The 16,698-nt window shown below is 63.9% G+C and carries 17 protein-coding genes; 8 read left to right on the top strand and 9 right to left on the bottom strand.

Translation table 11 applies throughout. The features are described from left to right. Positions 1-155: 155 nt before the first annotated feature. Complete coding sequence (locus M0D43_RS14560) at positions 156-1,052, bottom strand: DMT family transporter (RefSeq protein ID WP_252161971.1); 897 nt, start codon at positions 1,050-1,052, stop codon at positions 156-158. 107 nt (positions 1,053-1,159) lie between these two features. Between M0D43_RS14560 and M0D43_RS14555 the strand changes: the two genes are divergently transcribed. From M0D43_RS14555 to M0D43_RS14530, 6 genes are all read left to right on the top strand, one after another. Beyond that, positions 1,160-1,645, top strand: a complete 486-nt coding sequence (locus M0D43_RS14555; protein ID WP_101362200.1) for a YajQ family cyclic di-GMP-binding protein — start codon at positions 1,160-1,162, stop codon at positions 1,643-1,645. Positions 1,646-1,790: 145 nt separating this feature from the next. Further along, on the top strand, positions 1,791-2,252 hold the full coding sequence (locus M0D43_RS14550; protein ID WP_252161970.1) for a hypothetical protein: 462 nt from the start codon (positions 1,791-1,793) through the stop codon (positions 2,250-2,252). Then, complete coding sequence (locus tag M0D43_RS14545; protein WP_252161969.1) at positions 2,245-3,981, top strand: ATP-binding response regulator; 1,737 nt, start codon at positions 2,245-2,247, stop codon at positions 3,979-3,981. The genes M0D43_RS14550 and M0D43_RS14545 overlap by 8 nt, the downstream gene beginning before the upstream one ends. Continuing rightward, positions 3,968-4,795 (top strand): alpha/beta hydrolase, encoded by an 828-nt coding sequence (locus tag M0D43_RS14540; RefSeq protein WP_252161968.1) that lies wholly within the window; start codon positions 3,968-3,970, stop codon positions 4,793-4,795. The genes M0D43_RS14545 and M0D43_RS14540 overlap by 14 nt, the downstream gene beginning before the upstream one ends. Positions 4,796-4,955: 160 nt before the next feature. Beyond that, positions 4,956-5,516: a DUF1415 domain-containing protein gene (locus tag M0D43_RS14535; protein WP_252161967.1), complete on the top strand. Its 561-nt coding sequence runs from the start codon at positions 4,956-4,958 to the stop codon at positions 5,514-5,516. Between the two features lie 417 nt (positions 5,517-5,933). Then, positions 5,934-6,740, top strand: a complete 807-nt coding sequence (locus M0D43_RS14530) for an SDR family oxidoreductase (protein WP_260807307.1) — start codon at positions 5,934-5,936, stop codon at positions 6,738-6,740. 297 nt (positions 6,741-7,037) lie between these two features. Here the strand turns inward: M0D43_RS14530 and M0D43_RS14525 are convergent, their stop codons facing one another. From M0D43_RS14525 to M0D43_RS14515, 3 genes are read right to left on the bottom strand one after another with little or no spacing between them, the layout of a single operon-like run. After that, positions 7,038-7,718, bottom strand: coding sequence for an HAD family hydrolase (locus tag M0D43_RS14525; RefSeq protein ID WP_252161965.1), 681 nt, complete (start codon positions 7,716-7,718; stop codon positions 7,038-7,040). Next, positions 7,715-8,428: a pseudouridine synthase gene (locus M0D43_RS14520; protein ID WP_260807306.1), complete on the bottom strand. Its 714-nt coding sequence runs from the start codon at positions 8,426-8,428 to the stop codon at positions 7,715-7,717. The genes M0D43_RS14525 and M0D43_RS14520 overlap by 4 nt, the downstream gene beginning before the upstream one ends. Further along, the gene (locus M0D43_RS14515) at positions 8,425-9,492 is read right to left on the bottom strand and encodes a class I SAM-dependent methyltransferase (RefSeq protein ID WP_260807304.1); all 1,068 of its coding nucleotides are present in this window, start codon (positions 9,490-9,492) and stop codon (positions 8,425-8,427) included. Before M0D43_RS14515 ends, M0D43_RS14520 begins: the two co-directional genes overlap by 4 nt. A gap of 1,136 nt (positions 9,493-10,628) precedes the next feature. Here M0D43_RS14515 and M0D43_RS14510 point away from each other — a divergent pair. After that, positions 10,629-10,889, top strand: coding sequence for a hypothetical protein (locus tag M0D43_RS14510; protein WP_313905027.1), 261 nt, complete (start codon positions 10,629-10,631; stop codon positions 10,887-10,889). Between the two features lie 45 nt (positions 10,890-10,934). Here the strand turns inward: M0D43_RS14510 and M0D43_RS14505 are convergent, their stop codons facing one another. The 5 genes from M0D43_RS14505 to M0D43_RS14485 all read right to left on the bottom strand — a co-directional run bounded on the left by M0D43_RS14505 (position 10,935) and on the right by M0D43_RS14485 (position 15,866). Beyond that, a complete protein-coding gene (locus tag M0D43_RS14505; RefSeq protein WP_252161963.1) occupies positions 10,935-12,272 on the bottom strand; it encodes a PQQ-dependent sugar dehydrogenase in 1,338 nt (445 codons plus the stop codon). 88 nt (positions 12,273-12,360) lie between these two features. Continuing rightward, complete coding sequence (locus M0D43_RS14500; RefSeq protein WP_252161962.1) at positions 12,361-12,669, bottom strand: DUF3247 family protein; 309 nt, start codon at positions 12,667-12,669, stop codon at positions 12,361-12,363. Between the two features lie 331 nt (positions 12,670-13,000). After that, positions 13,001-15,037 (bottom strand): PAS domain-containing hybrid sensor histidine kinase/response regulator, encoded by a 2,037-nt coding sequence (locus M0D43_RS14495; RefSeq protein ID WP_252161961.1) that lies wholly within the window; start codon positions 15,035-15,037, stop codon positions 13,001-13,003. Between the two features lie 105 nt (positions 15,038-15,142). Next, positions 15,143-15,433, bottom strand: a complete 291-nt coding sequence (locus tag M0D43_RS14490) for a hypothetical protein (RefSeq protein WP_252161960.1) — start codon at positions 15,431-15,433, stop codon at positions 15,143-15,145. Then, positions 15,420-15,866, bottom strand: coding sequence for a hypothetical protein (locus M0D43_RS14485; protein ID WP_252161959.1), 447 nt, complete (start codon positions 15,864-15,866; stop codon positions 15,420-15,422). Before M0D43_RS14485 ends, M0D43_RS14490 begins: the two co-directional genes overlap by 14 nt. A 249-nt stretch (positions 15,867-16,115) precedes the next feature. On the opposite strand from M0D43_RS14485, the gene M0D43_RS14480 reads away from it, so the two are divergent. Next, entirely contained in the window at positions 16,116-16,691 is a 576-nt protein-coding gene (locus M0D43_RS14480; RefSeq protein WP_252161958.1) for a DUF3016 domain-containing protein, read from the top strand. The last annotated feature ends 7 nt before the right edge of the window (positions 16,692-16,698 follow it).

The following is a 16,698-nucleotide window of genomic DNA, read 5'->3' as shown; positions in this document are numbered from 1 at the left end:
TATTCGGGAGTGTGGATTCGGGATTCGCAACGGCGCAGGCGCTGGGACCGTTTCGCATCCCGAATGTCCCGTCTCCCCCGCTGGTACAGGGTAAACCCGGGATTTGTCGGAGCGAGCGCGCTCGGTTGTAACGAATCCCCACTGCCGCCCCCCGCTCACGGCCGCTCGAGCGGCAGCGGGCGATCTGCCTTGCGAATCCGCTCCCGGCGCAGCAAATACAGCCCGCTGGCGACGATGATGCCGGCGCCGGTCCAGGTCCAGCCGTCGGGCAGGGTCTGCCACAGCAGCCAGTCCCAGCCGATCACCCAGACCAGCCCGGTGTATTCCAGCGGGGCGATCATCGAGGCCTCGCCGCGCATGAAGGCCTGGGTCAGCGCGACCTGGCCCAGCGCGCCGGCCAGGCCCATGCCGGCGATCAACCCGCCGTGCCCGGCCTGCAGCGGCACCCAGCCGGGGATGGCCAGCAGCCCGGCGCCGATCGCCATGAACAGCAGAAACCACACCACCATCGCCTGCGGAGTATCGGTGCGGGTGAGCAGGCTCACGGTGATCGCCGCGACCGCATAGGCCGTGGCTGCCAGCAACACCATCAGCCCCGGCAAAGAGATCAGCCCGTCCACGCCCGGACGCAGCACCACGATCACCCCGACCAGGCCAATGCCAATCGCGGTCCAGCGGCGCGGGCCGACGTGCTCGCCCAGCAGCGGCACCGACAGCGCGGCCACCAACAGCGGCGCCACGAAATACAGCGTGTACGCGGTGGACAACGGCATGCGCTTCAAACCGTAGACGAAGCAGCCGATCATCGCCATGCCCAGCGCCCCGCGCAGCAGATGCAGGCCCCAGCGCACCGGCACGATCGCGCGCGGCCCGGCGGTGGCGAACACCCACACCAGCACGAACGGCAACGAGGCGGCGCCGCGCAACAAGGTGACCTGCAACGGCGGGTAATGCGCCGAGAGCAGCTTCATTGCCGCATCCATCAGCGAGAAGCAGGCCACGGCGGCCACCATCCAGACGATGGCGGGAAGCGGAGAGCGTGAGGTGGGCATGGGTGCATTATCGCCGCGGCGCTGGCACGCCCGCCAAGGCCCGGATGACGGCCGGCGCGGCACGATGCCCTAGAATGGCGGCTGTTTTCCAATAGCAGGAGCTTTGCATGCCTTCCTTCGACGTCGTGTCCGAAGTCGACAAGCACGAACTGACCAATGCGGTGGATCAGGCCAACCGCGAGCTGGATACGCGTTTCGACTTCAAGGGAGTCGAGGCCAAGTTCGAACTGGAAGACGGCAAGGTGATCAACCAGTCCGCTCCCAGCGATTTTCAGGTCAAGCAGATGACCGACATCCTGCGCACGCGGTTGCTGGCACGGGGTATCGATGTGCGCTGCCTGGAGTTTGGCGATATGGAAACCAACCTGGCCGGCGCGCGGCAGAAAGTGACCGTCAAGCAAGGCATCGAGCAGAAGCAGGCCAAGCAGCTGGTCGCCAAGTTGAAGGAAGCCAAGCTCAAGGTCGAAGCGCAGATCAATGGCGACAAGCTGCGTATCACCGGCAAGAAGCGCGACGACCTGCAGGATGCGATCGCGCTGCTGAAAAAGGCAGATTTCGAGCTGCCGCTGCAGTTCGACAACTTCCGCGACTGAGTGCGGTTGGGTGATTGCAACAATCAGGCCGGCGCCGTCCATACGTGCAGTGCAGCGGGATGAGCCGGGTTGGCGCATGCGGCTTGCATGGCGCATGCGTGGCGGTTGCAACCGTCACGTCACCGCGCTGGCATAGCAGGCGATCGTGCGCGGCCCATTTGCCAGCCTGTTGCAACGCCTGCGCATCCACAGGCCGACGAACGCATCGGGCGATCGTGTGAGCAACAGCCTCGCCCATGCGCAACCACGTATTGAAGTCGGTTCGACGCTGCACACCATGGCTGGGCTTGACCCGGTGGCGGCAGCGGCCTTCGCCGATGCCTTCGTGGTCGAGATCGAGCATGCCATCGACACCTGCACGCTCGGCGATGCTGGCACGCCCCAGGCGCAGGCCTTGCAGCAGATCCATTCGTTGAAGAACACCATTTCGCTGACTGGCTCGCAGCAACTGCTGACAGCCTGCGACCAATTGCGCGATGCCGCCAGCCACGACACGCTGGGCGACACGCTTGCGCAGCGCTTCACTGCGGTGGCGAACGCTGCTGGTCTACTGGTCAAGCATTACCGTCGTTCCCTGCCCTCCGACAACGCGGACCCTCATGCGTAGCACTTCCAACCGCGCAGCGCCCGGCCTGATCCTCGCCGCCAGGCAGTTGCGCAACGACAGACTGGTGCGGCTGTTCGAGTCGTTCCTGGAATACCGCGCCTGCGTCGGCCGCGTGATCGTGCAGACCATCGTGACCGCGTGGTGCCTGGGCTGGCTGTACGGACCGCAACCGGTGCTCGTCACCGACGCACACCACGTCTTTCCCACCGCGGTGAGTCTGTGGGTGCTATCGGTGGTGTGGATGCTGCTCGTGCGCCGCCGGATCATTCCGCCCAGCGAATGGCTGGATGCGATGGGCTTTGCGATGAACTTGCTATTCATCGGCATCCAGACCTATCTGGCCTTCATCCTGCTGATGTCGTTGAACGCATTCTTGCCGTTCATCACCATCGCTGCGGTGGCGCGCTATGGGCAGCGCGCGATATTTCCGGTGTTGCTCACCACCTTCGTGCTGATGCTGTCGACGGCGCCGACAGGCTATTGGCTATCGCGGCCGGCGTATTTCGTCTATGCCGTGGCGCTCATCATCGTGCTGCCGTTGCTGGTGGCGCGCATCGTGCTTGCGATGCAGGAAGTGGCGCTGCAGGCGCTGGCCTCGCGCGATGCGCAAAGCCGGTTCATCAGCACCATGAGTCACGAATTACGCACGCCGTTGAATGCGGTGATCAACTGTGCGCAGTTGATCGACACCGAGCAGATGCCGCCGCAACAACGCGAACTGCTGCAGGCAGTGACGGTGAATGCGAGCGCACTGCGTCATCGCGTCAACGAAGTGCTGGATGTGGCCAGCATCGATGGCGGACGCCTGCAGCTGCATAGCAAGCCCTTAAACCTGCTGGACGTGGTCACCACGGTAAAGGCAGTGTGCGCGACCGCAGCCTCCAGCAAAGGCGTCACCCTCAACGTGCGTGTGGATAGCCCGCAAGCGCCGCATGTGATGGGCGACGAGGGTCGCATCGAACAGGTGATCAGCAATCTGGTGATCAACGCAATCAAGTTCACCCCGGCCGGTGGCACGGTGGAGCTGCTGATCGATGCGACACAGGTGCAGGAGGGTTGGAGCATCGAGGTGACCGTCACCGACACCGGCATCGGCGTGCCCGACGACCAAAAGGCCTATATCTTTACCCCGTTCACCCAACTCAGCACTGGCTTCAGTCGCGTCGAAGGCGGCGTGGGCCTGGGGCTGTACATCGCGCTGTCGGTGTCCGATGCGATGGGCGGCAGTCTGACGGTGAGCGACAACCCCGCCGGCGGCAGTATCTTCCGCTGGATCTTCGAGCTGCCCGGCGCCGCAGCCGGCAGCAACACGCTCGCGCTGCGCGATGCACTGGCGCAGCACGCGCAACATGTTCCTTCCCTGCATTGCCTGGTATTTGAGGACATGGATACCAATCGCCTGGTGATCGGCAATCTGTTGACCCGCGCCGGGCATCGCGTGAGCTTTCATGTCGATGGCGCCGATGCGGTGCAGCGCATCCACGAGGCAGCGCCGGACATGGTGTTTCTGGATCTGCACATGCCCGGCACGTCCGGCTGGGATGCGCTGCGCGAAGCGCGCGATGCGATGTCGGCGCTGCCGCCGATCATCGTGCTGACCGCCGACACACGCACCGATTCGATGCGCGAAGCCAGCGCGGCCGGTGTGGCCGGCTATCTGCCCAAACCCATCAACGCGCACGAACTGCTGGCATTGCTCGCCCAGCACGCCAGCCATGCACGCCCCTGAGCTCAAACCCGGCAATGCCGCGCGCTGCCACTGGCAGCATGCGGCCGATATCCGCACGCCGCTGGCGCTGCTATACCTGCACGGCTTCAGTGCCAGCCCGGACGAAGCAGGGGCGCTACCTGAGCAAATGGCCGATGCGCTAGCTGCCAATGCCTACGTGCATCGCTGGCCGGGGCACGGACTCAGCACCCCCGATGCCATGCAGGGGCTCACCGCGGCGGTGCTGCACACCTCGGCGCTGGAGGCACTGGCCCAGGCACACCGCATGGGCGAACGGGTTGCGATTGTTGGTTCGTCGATGGGCGCCACGCTGGGTTTGTGGCTGGCCGCGCAGCGTCCGGACGCGATTGCCGCAGTGGTCGCGTGGTCGCCCGGTATCCAGCCCGCCGACTCGGCATTGCTCGACCAGGTCTGTGCCGCGCAGGCGCCGCTGACGGACCCGCGCCCACGCACGCCTGCCGCGCGCGCGTTCTGGTCGGAGACCATCCACCCGGATGGATTTCGTGCATTGCGCAGCTTATTTCGGATGGTTGCCACCGACCCACCCTGGCCACGCGTGCGCTGCCCGGTGTTGCTGGGCTATTACCGCGCCGCTGATGGCCGCGAAGACGCGACCGCCTCGGTGCCGGCGATGCTGGAGATGTTTGCGGCGCTGGGCACTACGCCCACACACAAGCAAGCGCTCGCCTTCGACAGTGGCGCGCATGCGATCGGATCGCCGCACAAGACGCCGCTGGCAGATGCCGTTGCGCAGGCATCCGTCGTGTTTTTGCAGGCGCAGCTCGGCGCTGCGCCGCACACCGACAATGCTTGAGCACAACGCAGTGCGCGACGGTCGCCGCAGGCGCGAACCGCCGTGCGTGCGTCTCGGCGAGCACGCGCCGCTAGCGCTTGCCGCTGCAACCCGCAACCACGCTCGGGGCTCGCTGCATAGCGATCGCATACACTGGCGCACCATCCCCGCTGCCGCCACGATGACCACCACGCCTGCCACACCCGATCCAATCGCCGCCACCCGCAAATGGATCGAACGCGCGGTGATCGGATTGAATCTATGCCCGTTCGCCAAGGCGGTGTACGTCAAGGATCAGGTGCGGCTGGTGCTCAGCGATGCCAGCACGCCCGACGCCTTGCTGGAACAACTGGCCGAGGAACTGGTGCTGCTGCGCGACACGCCGGCCGAACAGATCGACACCACGCTGATCGTGCACCCGGACGTCCTCACTGACTTCCTGGACTACAACGACTTCCTCGACAACGCCGATGCAGCGGTGGAAGCACTGGATCTGCAAGGTGTCTTGCAAGTGGCCAGCTTCCATCCGGATTACCAGTTCGCAGGTGCCGCGCTGGACGATGTGGCCAACTTCACCAACCGCTCGCCCTTCCCCACCCTGCACCTGTTGCGCGAAGACAGCGTAGAGCGGGCGGTAGCCGCGTTTCCGGACCCGGACGTGATCGTCGAACGCAATATCCAAACGCTCGAACGCCTGGGCCGCGATGGCTGGGAGCGCGTGTTGAACGGCGCCGAGCACTGAGCGCTGTGCCTGCCGCGCGTTGCTGCGGACGACAACAACTCATCGCCCACCTGCGCTCGGCAGGGAGTCGGCGCAACGCGCAGCGGGAAGTCATCAGCTGCGTGGGGACCACGTGCCCAATATCGAAGTCGTTGAGTGATCCATGCCACACCGGGCACGCTGCGCACGCCAGGCACTGAGCAATCGTGTGATCGGCGGCCATTGATTGGGCGCAGAGCAGCACTTGGCGATGCAACGGCCGTGTGCGACGCCTGTTGCTTGGCATTGCGAAGACGAAAACGCAATCCATCCAATCCAACGTGGATAACACCATCGAAGGGCCCACCCCCATGTGCGCTGAGCGTACGCGCGGTCTTGCTGCGACGACGACAGCCTGCACGCTACAGTGCGGCCACCTTCACCGATGTGCAGCATGCCATGGCCCTGACTCCCGCAATTTCCGCATGGAACCCGTCTCCGCTGCAGGACCGCGTGGTGGTGGTCACCGGTGGCGCGCAAGGCATCGGCCGCGGCATTGCGCAGGCGGTGCTGGGCGCCGGCGGCAGCGTGGTGATCGGCGATCTGGATGCCGACGCCGGCAAGGCCTGTCTGCAGGAATGGGCACTGCCACGTCGCAGTGCGTTCGTGCGCTGCGACGCCGCGCGTGAAGCGCAGGCCACGCGCCTGATCGCCATGGCGCTCAAGCGGTTCGGCCGCATCGACGGCTTGGTCAACAATGCCGGCGTGCCGGATCCGCATATCGCAGCACTGCCGCAACTGGACTGGGATGAGTGGAACCGCCGCCTTTCCAGCCTGCACGGCGCCTTCCTGTGCAGCAAGCATGCGCTGCCTGCGCTGACACAGGCGCCCGGTGGCGGTGCGATCGTCAACATCGCCTCCACCCGCGCCTGGCAATCGGAGCCGCATAGCGAAGCCTATGCTGCAGCCAAAGGCGGCTTGATGGCGTTTACGCATGCACTGGCACTGAGCGAAGGCCCGCAAGTGCGCGTCAACAGCATCAGCCCCGGCTGGATCAGCACCGATGCATGGCGCGCGCCGCAGCGTCGGCGTGTGCCCAAGTTGTCGCGTCGCGATCATGCGCAGCATCCCGCCGGACGCGTCGGCACGCCGGAAGATATCGCGCAGCTGGCGATCTATCTACTCGCACCTCAGCTGTCCGGTTTCGTTACCGGGCAAGATTTCATCGTCGACGGTGGTATGTCGCGCAAGATGCAGTACGTCTGAGTGCGGACTGGATTGTCGATGCATGATGCACGTGCACGATGCTGCAAACACGTATGCGTGCCATGCAGCAACGTCGTTGTCAGCGCGAGCGCTACCCTGCGCACGTGTCGCGCGGGGGTGAGCGGGTTTTCAGATGATGCCCTGCAACGCGCGCGCCTTGACGCAGAAAACCGTTGATTGCTGTCACCCGCGTAAATAGCGCTGGTCGATCGCGCGCGTTGGATGTTGCATTAGCGCCTGCGTGGCCAGAAGTTGGCTCGTGCTGTAAGCCCCGCCCGAGTGCTCCACCCGAGCGCATCAACCCGACAAGCGCGCTTCCAGCAAGCGGTGCGCATCGCTTAGCGAAGGCAGGATGCGATGGCCGAGCGCGCGTACGGCGGCATCGGGTTCGAGCAGGTCCGGAATCTGGATCGGTGTCATGCCGGCCGCCAATGCCGCGCGCACGCCGGTGGGCGAGTCTTCCAGCACCAGGCAGCACGCAGGGTCTACCGCCAGCGTGCGTGCGGCCAGCAGATAGATATCCGGCGCAGGTTTGGGATGGACCACATCGCTGGCCGTACACACTGCATCGAAGCGCCACAGCAGATCGGCCGCTTCCAGCTTGCGCAGCGCCAACGGACGCTGGGTGGAGGTGGCCACCGCGCGCGGCATGCCCTGCAGGGCCAGGTACTCCAGCAGCGCAATGATGCCGGGGCGGTGCGGGATGCCGCGTTCGACCACAGCGCCATAGAGCTGTTGCGCGTGCGTCAGCATGGTGCCGGCAGCGGCGTCGCCGATGCGTTCGCCCAGCAACAGCCGGCAGGCCACATCGCCGGTGCCCACCATGCGCAACCAGAACTCCGGCTCGATCTGCAGACCCAGCTCGGCGGCGGCCTGGGCCAGGCAGGCGGTGATGGCGCGCTCGCTGTCGAGCATCAGACCATCCATGTCGAAGATCACCGCCTGCGGGCGGAACGGCAGCGCTGCGATCTGTGTCATGCGACAGCGCCGCGACCGAACAACACCTCAAGATCACGCGCTTCCAGCGCACGCCATTGCCCGGACGGCAATCCATCCAGCGACAACCCGCCAATGCGGCTGCGATGCAGGGCCACCACGTGATTGCCGGCGGCAGCAAACATGCGTCGCACCTGGTGATAGCGGCCTTCGTGCAAGGTCAGCCGCGCTTCGCGTGGGCCAAGCACCTCCAATTCGGCCGGCAACAACGGCTTGGTTTCGCCTTCCAACAGCAAGGCGCCACTGGAAAACAACGCGGCTTCGTCGCCACGCAGGTCTTGGGCCAGGGTGATGTCGTACACCTTGTCGAGGGCGGATTTGGGCGAAATGATCCGGTGCAGCAGCGCGCCGTCGTCGGTCATCAACAGCATGCCGCTGGTTTCGCGATCCAGCCGACCCACCGGCGCCAGCACCGGCGCACGCGCGCGGAAGCGTGGCGGCAGCAGCTCGTAGATCAGCCGGCCGGTGTCCTTGGTCGAGCAGGTGTAGCCGCTAGGCTTGTGCAGCAATAGGCTGAAACCCGGTGGCGGGTCGAGCGGTTCGCCATCGATACGGATGGCGTCGTGCTCCACCTGGTCGTCGGCATACAGCACCTCGCCCTGCGCATCGGTGACCGCCCCCTGACGGAATAGCTGGGTCACCTGCTTACGGCTGCCATAACCGAGATTGGCGATGTGTTTAACCAGCTTCATGCGCGCGCTCCGCGGCCGCGGATCGCCGAGATCAGTTTGAAACCATCGCGCTCGGCAGCCACGCGCACCTGTCCGAAACTGTCGTTGAGCACTTGTTCGTAGGGCAGATGCCGATTGGCCACCAACAACAGTTGCCCACCTGGGCGCAGCGCCTGTGCAGCCACTGCAATGAAGCGCTGCCCGATATCCGGGCGGTCGGCACGCGACGGCGTGTGGAACGGCGGATTGCTGACGATGAAATCGTATTGGGCCACCAGCCCGGCGGTGACATCGCGCCAGTGGTAGTGCAGCTGCGCCGGATGCGCGATGTCCTGCAGATTATGCCGCGCCAGCGTCAGCGCGCGCGCCTCGGCTTCGTACAGATCCAGTGCGGTGACCTTGGGGCACCGCGCCAGCACTTCGGCCGATAGATAACCGAAGCCCGCGCCCAGATCGGCGCCATGGCCAGCCAGCGTGGTAGGCAGATGCTCGACCAGCAGCGCCGAGGCCGGGTCGATGCGATCCCAGGCGAAAACGCCGGGTCGGCTGACGAAGCGGCCGTCAAGGATCTTGCGTGGCGCATCCAGCGCGGCCCAGCGCGCCTGCAGCGCGGCATCGGTGTCGGCCGGCAGCGGTGCGCTCCAGTAGGTGCGGCAGTGGTGCTTGGTCAGGCTACCGGCCAGCCCGGTGAGCTGGCGCAGGTCGGCTTCGCCGGAGCGGGCGCCCTCGTTATTGGACTGACAGGCCACCACGCGGCCACCGGGCGCAGTCAGCGCCACTGCACGTGCAAACAGCGCGCGCGCTTCTTCGCGCTGCCGCGGCGGCAGCACCAGCACCAGTGCATAGCGCGTGCTGTCGGCCTCGATCTCGCTTTCGTCGCGCACGTTCCAGCCGTTGCGCTCCAGCGCTTCGGCAAACGGGCGGAAGCTCTGCTCGCAGATCAGCGTCTGGGCCACCGCCTGCTCGCGCAGCGGAAACCCGTCGCGTGCGCGCAGGAACAACACCGGCCCTTCCGGCCACGGCAGCGCACCTTGGGCGAAGGGCAGGAACAGGGCTTGAAGCGGGGCATCGCGCGGGCCAGCCATCGGATCATCGGGTCGGGAACAGGCTGCCATTGTAAGGGAGCAATAGCATCGGGCCGCCCGCAGCCACGCTGACTGACCGGCACAGAGAGGCTTACGTGGCATCCAGAGATTCCATTCGGTTGCTAAGCGCGAAACGATAATGCGATGAAAATCACGCAAATTGATCTCATTTACACGCCCCGCCGAATGGCTTACTAACATGTCATCCTAATGACCACGGAGTAATGTTGACAACGCCAGAGCATAAGGCCCACACTTTAGCTCGTAACACCCAGCGCTATAACCAAAAAAGGAATTTTTATATGAAAAATATAATATATTGTGGAATATTTTTTATGGCGCTATTTTTGGCGACGTCCGCGCATAGTCATAATTATCGTACCGCGACGGCGCCGTCCAGCTCGATGATCACCACGCAGAAGATTGTATATCGTGCCGGATCTAACGAATCACAATCCATCGTCTCATGGATCAAACAGCACTCACCAAAGTATCCGCCACTGCTAGCTATAAGTAGCTTAAGTGTCTCTCGCAGCAAAATCTCTAACGGATTGGTGAGTATTCAGTCGGGGCCTGATGGTCCACCAGTCCCTTTGCCTGCCAGTGGGATCCCTGGTGAGAAGATCACTATCCGCAATGAATTTCCCGGGGGGGCATTCGAACAATGGGATTATGAATGGGCGGGCCAATCTGGCGGATCATGGCAACTAACGGGCTATCAATTCAGTGCACCGACAAGTAAAGGCGACAACGACAACCCGAGGCAACCGTTTTAGATTTTCTTCTGCAATATGTTTTGGAAGCCCCTCTCACTTGCTTGGTGAGAGGGGCTTCCAAAACATATTGCAGTCGTCAGACGAGCCTGCTCGCTGAACTGCAGCATCGGCGTTTCGCCGAACGATGCAGAACATCTGGCAACGGTGCGTTTTGCCCCTCTGGTCAATCTCATTGATGCACTTTTGCGGCCATCAAGGACTGCCCATCACCGGTTCGCCACGACACGTGTCGAACCGAATAAGTCTGGCAAGTATGCAATGTGTCCGCCTGAGACTATTAAGTGGAAACATGTAACGCTTTGATGCGATCGCAACACTTAAGCGCCTAGTCTGCAATCTTGCACATACCGGAGAAGCAAGATGCGCGCCCTCTTCATAGGTGGAGTCGTCGACAACAGCGAAATGGACCTAGACGACATGCCTCCGCCCATGCACTACCCTTCAAACACAGGCACAGGCCGGCCCCGCTACCGCCTTCATCAGATCGGCGAACGTGCCGACGGCAGCGTGGCTTACGCCATCTACGGCGCGCCAGAACTGGCCGATGAGGAAATACAACGCGTCGCCGAGGAACGCGACTATGCGCGTCGCTTCAGCGCCTCGCCGGAGGCGCCGCGCTAAAAGGTCTGTTTCACCTAGCCATTTCAACAGATGACCGATGTTCGATCAACGCGCCTTCGGGGTTACCCGCCAGATCACATTGCCCACATCGTCGGCTACCAGCAGCGCGCCGCTAGTGTCGGACGCCACGCCGACCGGCCGACCCTGTGCATTGCCTTCGGCATCCAGGAATCCGTCCAGCACCGTGATCGGCGTACCGCTAGGCTTGCCGTTGGCAAACGGGACAAACAGCACCTTGTAGCCACTGGGCGGGTCGCGATTCCAGGAGCCATGCTGGCCGATGAAGGCGCCCTGGCGAAAGCGCTCAGGCAGCAAGGTGCCGTTGGCGAAGGCCAGGCCCAGCGACGCGGTATGCGGGCCGAGCGCGTAGTCGGGCTTGATCGCCTTGGCCACCAGCTCGGCATTCTGCGGTTCGACGCGCTCGTCCACGTGCTGACCGTAGTAGCTATACGGCCAGCCGTAGAAGCCGCCGTCGCGCACCGAGGTCAGGTAATCCGGCACCAGATCGCTGCCGATCTCGTCGCGCTCGTTGACCACCACCCACAGCGATCTGCTCTGCGGCTCCCACGCGGTGCCGACCGGGTTACGCAAGCCGCTGGCGAACACGCGGCTGTTGCCGGTGGCCGGGTCGATCTCCAGAATCGCTGCACGATTCAACTCGGCTTCCATGCCATTTTCGGCGACGTTGCTGTTAGAGCCGACGCCCACGTACAACTTGCTGCCGTCCGGGCTGGCCAGCAGCGACTTGGTCCAGTGGTGGTTGATGCCGCCAGGCAGATTGGCCACGAAGGTCGGCTTGGCGGTGATGTGTGTGTCGCCAGGCTTGTACGGAAAACTCACCAGCGCATCGGCGTTGGCGACATAGAAACGGTCGCCAATCAGCGCCATGCCGAACGGCGAAAACAGACCACTGACGAACTGCGTACGCACCTCCGCGACACCGTCGCCATCGGCATCGCGCAGCAACGTGATGCGATTGGCGCTGGCCACCGCCGCGCCGGCCTTTTGCATCATCGCGCCCTGCACTTTCTTGCGCAGTCCACCGCCCGTGTCGGCATCTTCGGGCTTGGCCGGCTCGGCAGTTTCGGCCACCAACACATCGCCATTGGGCAGCACATAGATCCAACGCGGATGATCCAGGTCGCGCGCAAACGCAGCAACCTGCAGATCATCGGCAGCGATAGGCTTGGCATTGGCTGCCCAGCGTTTGACCGGCGCTATCTTGACCGTGGGAATCAGCCGCTTCACCGGCTCGGGCAATTGCGGATTCGGCCCCGTCCCCTGTTCGATGGCCAATGTAGCGGTATCGCCACATGCAGCAAGAACGACGACCGCCATCAACGACAGCGGCCAGCGAGCAAACTTCAACGGGGGTGCATTCATTGCGGCGGAATCCTGAACGGCTGCGGCAGCTGAGCATCATGCCGCCAACGCGACGGTGAGAAGTAAACACATCGTCAACACGTCGCCTTCACGGCATGACGTGCGGATCAGCGCCAAGCGGTATCGGGTGCACCGCGACGATCCGGTCCATCCAGATCCAGTGCGGCTCTTGCGAGGCATCCAGCTGATCCAGGCGCAGTTGTCCGTTGACGCCTTCATTGTCGTGTTCGTCGAGGTAGGTCTGCAGACTCGGACGCACAGCTACCGTGCCGCTGATCACGCTGCCGTCGTCGAGTTCGATCCGCACGCGTTCCTGGCCATCCAGCAGGGACACCCAATGTTCGAGCGTGGCGATCTGGACCTGTTCGGAATACACATGCGGGGCATATTTTGACATTGCGCTATCTCCACCAATAGAGCGCATCACGCTAGGCCAGCCGACGTGAAAGAGGCAGAAAACGCGTTAACTGCTGGCGACTGCATTCTGCATCGCGTTCGCACTGTGCCTGCGTCGGCAGGTGGTCTTCATCGTCGCAGACAGATCGGAGCGGCGGTGGAGACGACAGATCCATAAAAAACCGGCCGTTGCGAAGCGGCCGGCTGTTTTCGTTGCGAACGTAGCGGCGGCCGTGACGCTGCAGCACGCCTGATCCGGACGACCTGCTGCAAGCATCCGACGGTGTCGCTGTCCCCCACGTCCTATGCGCGGCAATCACGCCGCGCGCGGGTTACTCCACCGCTTGGCGCGCAGCACGCACGGCGGTGACCAGTTGCGCCACGCTATACGGCTTGGCCAGATGTTCTTGAAACCCGGACGCCAGCGCGCGTTTGCGGTCGTCTTCGCGCGCCAGCGCCGTCACTGCTACGGCCGGTAGCGCGGTGGCGTCCAATCCAAGGTTGTCGCGCACGGTGCGAATCAACCCGTAGCCGTCCATGCCCGGCATGCCGATATCGGTCAGCATCAGGTCGAAGCGGGCGTGGCCGCGATGATCGATCAAGGCCAATGCATCGGTGGCGCTGCCAGCGGTGACCACCTCGGCGCCCTGCTCTTCGAGCAAGCGCCGCAGATAATCGAGCATGTCCGGTTGGTCTTCCACTGCCAGCAGGCGCAGGCCGTTCAAGGCGCGCGCTTCGACGATCTGTTCGGACATCAGGCGACGCCGCAATTCGCGACGCGGCCGCTTGGCTTGATCGGGAATATGTTCCGGCAGGCGCACGGTAAAGGTGGCGCCCTTGCCGCGACCGCCACTGGTCGCACCGACCTGGCCGCCATGCATTTCCACCAGCTGTTGCACGATCGCCAAGCCAAGGCCCAGGCCACCATGCTGGCGCGTGGTGGTGCCATCGGCCTGACGGAAGCGGCCAAACAGATGCGGCAGGAATTCAGCTGCAATGCCGTCGCCGGAGTCGCAGACCGACACCACTAGATGCCCCTCATCGCGCTCGATACTGACGTCGATACGGCCATGCGCCGGGGTGAACTTGATCGCGTTGGAAAGCAGATTCCACAACACCTGCTGCAGGCGTGTGGCATCGCCAAGCACCAGACATGGCGTGGACGGCACGTGCAGTTCCAGTATCTGGTCCTTGCCTTCGGCGGCCAGTTCCTGGGTGTTCAAGGCTTCGCGCACCTGCTCGGCCAGATCCAGCGATTCGACTTCCAGCTGCACCTTGCCCAGCAACATGCTGCTGAGATCGAGCATGTCGGAAATCAGCCGCTTCTGCGCGCGTGCGCTGCTGGCAATGACCGACAAGCCCTTGTAATTGGGTTGACCTTCTTCCACCCGCTGCAGCAGCAACTCGCTCCAGCCCAGGATGGTGGTCAGCGGTGTGCGTAGTTCGTGCGAGAGCGTGGCCAGGAACTCATCCTTGAGCCGCGCCATGCTTTCGGCTTCGTTGCGTGCGCTGCGCTCGGATTCGAGCAATTGCTCGCGGGCAAGCTCGATCTCGCGCTGCTCGGTCACGTCCGGGCTGCTGCCGGCCAGGCCGATGAAGCGGCCATCGGCCGAGTAGCGCGGTGTAGCGGTCATCTCGATCCAGCGCCACTGCCCATCATGGCGGCGTGCGCGCACCAGCGCGCGCAGGCCGCGTTGTTCTTGCAGCGATGCCGCCAGCTCGAACTGGAACGTGGGCAGGTCGTCCGGATGCAGCAATTCGCTCCACGCCGACACCGTGCCGCTGGAAATATCCAGGCCGAAGAATTCGCCATACGCGCTGTTGACGAAGCGCACCACGCCCTGCGCGTCCAGCACCCACACCGGCATCGGCAGTCCATCGGCCAGCGCACTGAAACGTGCCTCGCTTTCAGCCAGCTCGCGTTCGACGCGTTTGCGCTCAGTGATGTCCATGAACAGCACCGCCACCCGCCCCTGCTCCGGTTGCCCGACCCGGAACGCATCCACCGAATACCAGCGCTTGAGCGCCTTGGCCTGCATTTCGAAATGGATGCGGTTGCCCGTGCGCGCGACGTGGCCATAGCGATCGAACCACTCCTGCTCGTGCTCAGGGAGCAGGTCGCGGATGGAAACGTTCAGCGCGTTGGTGGACAGACCGGTGTAGCGCTCAAAGGCGCCATTGGTGGTGCGGATCAGATAATCCACCGCCTGCCCACCATCGAACACCATGTCGATGACGCAGAAACCAGCATCGATGTTGTGGAAGATTTCGTGATACATCGCCGGGTCCAGAAACGGCTCGGCAATGGCGGCCGGCAGTGCGGCAGCCAGCGAAGGGCTGGGAGTAGGAGTGCTCAAATCGGAAACCACGGATGCTGCCGGAGCGGATGACGGACAAATGAAACCATGCCCGATGTCGTCAGCGGGTGCACGACAGGCGTCCTGAGTTCACGCTTTGATTGCCAATTTCCACGCTCACCACAAGGTGGTAGCAGCGAATCCGATGCAGGTTGCCAGCACCACAATCCCGGCGATCACGCCGCGAAACACCCATTCCCCCTCACGCCGCAGTTGTTCGTCCATCCAGCGCTGCGCTTGCTCGCGCCACGCGGTGGAGCGTGCGTAATCCGAATCCAGCAGCAACAGCCGGACCCGCGACACCCCCATCTGGGCGCATTCGTCGCGGCAGCGCTGGCTGAAGCCGTCTTCGCCGCTGGCGATCTGCACGTCCATCGGCAATTGCAGTTCGAGTTCATGCCTGGACATAACGGGGGCGCTCCTGATCAAGCTCATGTTCCAGCGCCATGCGCGCCAGCTGGGTGTAGTTAGCACGTGGACCCTGTCCACGGCCGGTGAGCATCCCCTGGTAGTCCAGGTCCTGCCAGACCCGGCCGGTCCACTCAACACAATCTTCGGCAATGACCAGCATCAGCGAATAGCGATACTCCAGGCCATTGGCAGCGGTGTAGGTATAGACCGGCGGAAACTGCACCGCCACATCTACCTGCCGCGCCAGCCCAGCCAGATGCTCGCGCAGCGCAGCGCGTGAATCGGCACCCGGCTCCAGGTGCAGCGCACGGGTTGCCAGATCCAGGTCGACCTCGCTCTGCAGGGCAACGAAGGCGGCCGCACCGGATGCGGGGTTATGCCCGTGCTGTTTGGCCCAGTCGATGAATTGCAGACGCACGTCCGACGGCATGTGTGCCGGCGCCGAAGACGCTGATTTTGTGCGAAAAGAATGCGTGTCCATGCCGTCGATCTTCCGGGCTGTGCCGTGAAGCGCGGGCGCAGGTGCAGTGAACCCGCCGTCATGGCTCACTGTGGGCGGATTAACCGCGCGGCAACGTGGTCGCGTGCCCAGGCGTGCGGCGCGTTGCAGGCGCTCGGACGCACCCCCACACTGCCGGAATGCCCGGTACGTCATGTACCTTCCGTTTGGAGGCTTTCAATGAAACTTTCCAATCTTTCCGGCGCCGGCCTGCTGCTGGCTGGCTTGCTCGCGGCGACCGGTGTGCAGGCCCGGGTACGCAACGTCACCGACGCCGACGCGCCGCGCGCACTGAGCAGCAATGGCAAGGTGGACGTGCGCTGGACCGACCCGGCGCAGTTCTCCGAAGTGCGCTTCAGCGGCAACCGATGGGAGGCGCAGCGCGGCGACTGGGTGACCCAGCTGGCAACCCACTTTCAGCAGAGCGCAGCGCGCCAGCTGCCCGATGGCCAGCACCTCAGCGTCACCATTACCGATATCCGCCGCGCCGGCCAGTACGAGCCCTGGCACGGGCCGCGCCTGCAGGACGTACGTGTGGTCAAGGACATTTACCCGCCGCGCATGAGCTTCACCTACACGCTCACTGACGCCGACGGCCGGGTGATCGATCAGGGCGAACGCAAGCTGGTGGACTCGGCCTTCCTGATGAGCGGCCCGCGGCTCACCGACAGCGACCCGCTGCGCTTCGAGAAGGCGATGATCGACGACTGGGTGCGCAAGCAGTTCCGCGGCGATCGTCGTACGGCTGGGGTGTGAGCTGCCG

The sequence above is a fragment of the Xanthomonas prunicola genome (assembly GCF_025266575.1).
Taxonomy (GTDB): domain Bacteria; phylum Pseudomonadota; class Gammaproteobacteria; order Xanthomonadales; family Xanthomonadaceae; genus Xanthomonas; species Xanthomonas prunicola.
The sequence above is the reverse complement of the archived record's forward strand: the minus strand, read 5'-3'. Positions and strand labels throughout refer to the sequence as shown.

Bases quoted from the DNA above. Each gene is read 5' to 3' on its own strand.
- M0D43_RS14555 (WP_101362200.1), top strand. From the start codon at position 1,160: ATGCCTTCCTTCGACGTCGTGTCCGAAGTCGACAAGCACGAACTGACC.
- M0D43_RS14545 (WP_252161969.1), top strand. From the start codon at position 2,245: ATGCGTAGCACTTCCAACCGCGCAGCGCCCGGCCTGATCCTCGCCGCC.
- M0D43_RS14505 (WP_252161963.1), bottom strand. From the start codon at position 12,272: ATGAATGCACCCCCGTTGAAGTTTGCTCGCTGGCCGCTGTCGTTGATG.
- M0D43_RS14530 (WP_260807307.1), top strand. From the start codon at position 5,934: ATGGCCCTGACTCCCGCAATTTCCGCATGGAACCCGTCTCCGCTGCAG.
- M0D43_RS14525 (WP_252161965.1), bottom strand. From the start codon at position 7,718: ATGACACAGATCGCAGCGCTGCCGTTCCGCCCGCAGGCGGTGATCTTC.
- M0D43_RS14485 (WP_252161959.1), bottom strand. From the start codon at position 15,866: ATGCCGTCGGACGTGCGTCTGCAATTCATCGACTGGGCCAAACAGCAC.
- M0D43_RS14510 (WP_313905027.1), top strand. From the start codon at position 10,629: ATGCGCGCCCTCTTCATAGGTGGAGTCGTCGACAACAGCGAAATGGAC.
- M0D43_RS14480 (WP_252161958.1), top strand. From the start codon at position 16,116: ATGAAACTTTCCAATCTTTCCGGCGCCGGCCTGCTGCTGGCTGGCTTG.
- M0D43_RS14540 (WP_252161968.1), top strand. From the start codon at position 3,968: ATGCACGCCCCTGAGCTCAAACCCGGCAATGCCGCGCGCTGCCACTGG.
- M0D43_RS14520 (WP_260807306.1), bottom strand. From the start codon at position 8,428: ATGAAGCTGGTTAAACACATCGCCAATCTCGGTTATGGCAGCCGTAAG.
- M0D43_RS14535 (WP_252161967.1), top strand. From the start codon at position 4,956: ATGACCACCACGCCTGCCACACCCGATCCAATCGCCGCCACCCGCAAA.
- M0D43_RS14515 (WP_260807304.1), bottom strand. From the start codon at position 9,492: ATGGCTGGCCCGCGCGATGCCCCGCTTCAAGCCCTGTTCCTGCCCTTC.
- M0D43_RS14490 (WP_252161960.1), bottom strand. From the start codon at position 15,433: ATGTCCAGGCATGAACTCGAACTGCAATTGCCGATGGACGTGCAGATC.
- M0D43_RS14560 (WP_252161971.1), bottom strand. From the start codon at position 1,052: ATGCCCACCTCACGCTCTCCGCTTCCCGCCATCGTCTGGATGGTGGCC.
- M0D43_RS14500 (WP_252161962.1), bottom strand. From the start codon at position 12,669: ATGTCAAAATATGCCCCGCATGTGTATTCCGAACAGGTCCAGATCGCC.